This is a genomic window from Klebsiella sp. MS 92-3 (genome assembly GCF_000195655.1).
Classification (GTDB): domain Bacteria; phylum Pseudomonadota; class Gammaproteobacteria; order Enterobacterales; family Enterobacteriaceae; genus Klebsiella; species Klebsiella pneumoniae.
The window spans coordinates 68,724-69,748 of sequence record NZ_GL882802.1; the positions used below are offsets into that span (position 1 = coordinate 68,724).

Here is a 1,025-nt window from a genome sequence, read left to right on the forward strand (position 1 = left end):
CCCCCCCCCTCTTTTTTCCTCACTGACCACCCTTAACGGGCTCTTCTTTCCCTGTTCGCTAACGACTCACCCTGTCTTTCCCTTAGCGTCCAACGGTCCCTGTTTCTTCCTTTTCCCTGTAAAACGTCTCCAAGACGCGCGTCATCCTGACTATCCTGTGGTCTTCGCCTCCTGGCGCTTCCTGACTCCTCGTCCTGAGTCCTAATCCTTTCAGCATCCCCGCCGTTGTGTATTACTTTACCTTGTTGACAAAAATCGACAACCAGTCTGGCAGTTAAAAATCTATTTTCAGAATTCTCTATTTCTATAATTAATTAATTTTCAACACTTTAAATATGTTTTGTCTTATTTTCCTCAGGTATGTCCTATACAAAGAATAGTCAATGTCTCACAAACCATATGGTTTTTACTTACAGGAACGGCGTGCGGTAAAAACAGCCTTTTTCTGCTGTTCAGGTATAATCGCTGCCATAGCCTGTTTTAACGGAGACGACCGTCTTGACCAACTGGAATTATCAACTGACGCACTTTGTCACTAGCGCGCCAGATATCCGCCATCTTCCTGCCGATACCGGTATTGAAGTGGCGTTCGCCGGCCGCTCCAACGCGGGAAAATCCAGCGCGCTGAATACGCTGACTAATCAGAAGAACCTGGCGCGTACCTCCAAAACCCCGGGGCGTACGCAGCTGATTAACCTGTTCGAAGTCGCTGAGGGCAAGCGCCTTGTCGACCTGCCCGGCTATGGTTATGCGCAAGTACCCGAAGAGATGAAGATCAAGTGGCAGCGCGCGCTGGGGGAATACCTGGAAAAACGTCTGTGCCTGAAGGGTCTCGTGGTGCTGATGGACATACGTCATCCGCTTAAAGATCTCGATCAGCAGATGATCGAATGGGCGGTAGAGAGCGATATTCAGGTGCTGGTACTGCTCACCAAAGCCGATAAGCTCGCCAGCGGCGCGCGTAAAGCGCAAGTGAATATGGTGCGTGAAGCGGTACTGGCCTTTAATGGCGATGTCCAGGTTGA

Annotated in this window: 1 protein-coding gene; it reads left to right on the plus strand. The window is 50.0% G+C overall.

What is annotated here, in order from left to right; genetic code table 11:
* Window positions 1–498: 498 nt before the first annotated feature.
* On the plus strand, window positions 499–1,025 hold a 527-nt coding region (gene yihA / locus HMPREF9538_RS15045), incomplete at its 3' end, for a ribosome biogenesis GTP-binding protein YihA/YsxC (RefSeq protein WP_009484985.1).